This is a genomic window from Methylobacterium nigriterrae, assembly GCF_037106235.1.
In the GTDB taxonomy this organism is placed as follows: domain Bacteria; phylum Pseudomonadota; class Alphaproteobacteria; order Rhizobiales; family Beijerinckiaceae; genus Methylobacterium; species Methylobacterium nigriterrae.
The window spans coordinates 1-719 of sequence record NZ_JBAWTG010000457.1; the positions used below are offsets into that span (position 1 = coordinate 1).

At 69.4% G+C, this 719-nt stretch carries 1 protein-coding gene; it reads left to right on the plus strand.

Annotated features, from left to right (window positions below; translation table 11 throughout):
- On the plus strand, positions 1–719 hold a 719-nt coding region (locus WDW90_RS37720), incomplete at both ends, for a glycosyl hydrolase (protein WP_336492820.1).

Genomic DNA, 719 nt, shown 5'->3' on the forward strand with positions numbered 1-719 from the left:
ATGACCGCGCTGAGTGTCTATGTCGGCAACGATCCTGCGGCTCTTGCGGCCTACCAGGCCTGGCTTGGCCGGCCGGTGGACGACGTCCTGTTCTACCTCAACAACGACAGCTGGGCGGCCTTCGACAGCTCGGTGCCCTGGGCGGTCGGGCTGTGGGCGCCCAGCCAGACCTCGGTGATCTGGTCGGTGCCGCTGACCGTCTGGGGCACCGCGCTCGACGAGGTCGCCACCGGCGCCTACGACGCCCACTTCCTCAAGGCCGCCCAGGCGCTCGCGGCCGGCCGCAGCGAGGCCGGCCCGATCTACGTGCGCCTCGGCTGGGAGTTCAACGGCAGCTGGATGCCCTGGGCGGCCCAGGGCCACGAAGCCGCCTTCGTGACCGCCTTCCAGAACGTCGTCAGCCTGTTCCGCTCCGTCTCGGACCAGTTCCGCTTCGTCTGGGACGTCAATGCCGGCGGCAGCTACGACCCGGCCAAGGCCTATCCGGGCGATGCTTACGTCGACGTCGTCGGCATGGACTTCTACTACAACACCGCCTGGGACCCGACCGACCCGCTCAAGGCCTTCGCCAGCAAGGTCAGCCAGTCCTACGGCCTGCAATGGCAGCAGGACTTCGCCGCCGCCCACGGCAAGGCCACCGCCATCTCCGAATGGGGCGTCCAGACCGACGGCGCCGGAGCCTACATCGCCGCCGCCGCCAAGTGGTTCGCCGACCACGG